Genomic DNA, 687 nt, shown 5'->3' with positions numbered 1-687 from the left:
GTCGGGTGCAGCACGCTACGCTTTGACGAGTGCCTTTCGCGCCTTCTTCACCGGCGACTTGATTGCCGTTGCGGTTGTTGTCGCCGCCGCCGCGCGAGCACCTCGTTTTGGTTTTTCTGCCGCAACTGGTACGGGCGCTGCCTTGCGGCCGAGCCCGATTGATTTTGCCAGAGCCGAGCGGGTGGCTGCGTAGTTCGGCGCCACCATCGGGTAATCCGAGGGCAGGCTCCATTTCTGCCGGTATTGGTCAGGGCTCAGATTGTAATGCGTCCCGATATGTCGCTTCAAGGATTTGAACTTCTTCCCGTCCTCCAGGCAGATGATGAAATCAGGTGACACTGATTTCTTGATCGATACCGCCGGCTCCAGCTTGACTGCGGCCGGAGCGACAGGCGTGCCGATCCCTTGCAAGGCAACATAGGTGTCCCCAATCAGCTTCGACACCTCGCCGACCGGCAGCGGATTGTTCGACACGTAGGCGGAAACGATGTCGGCGGTAATTGCTACGAGATCATCGTTGTAGTTTCGGTCTGCAGGAACGGTCATCAAGTTTTCCTTTTTGTGTAAGGGCGCGCGTTCAAACGGATGAGCTGTTTATTGCCGATCAGGCAAACAATTCGTTATTTCCGCCAACAAACCTCATTCGTTGCAAATATCAAGCCGGCAAGCTTCGCTTCCATCGTTCTG

The 687-nt window shown here is 56.0% G+C and carries 1 protein-coding gene; it reads right to left on the bottom strand.

Going from position 1 to position 687, the window contains the following annotated elements; genetic code table 11:
- Window positions 1-15 precede the first annotated feature (15 nt).
- Window positions 16-546, bottom strand: a complete 531-nt coding sequence (locus AC0L2Y_RS34545; protein ID WP_473562331.1) for a Ros/MucR family transcriptional regulator — start codon at window positions 544-546, stop codon at window positions 16-18.
- Window positions 547-687 lie beyond the last annotated feature (141 nt).

It is taken from the genome of Mesorhizobium sp. WSM4830, from assembly GCF_055811495.1.
The sequence above is the reverse complement of the archived record's forward strand: the minus strand, read 5'-3'. Positions and strand labels throughout refer to the sequence as shown.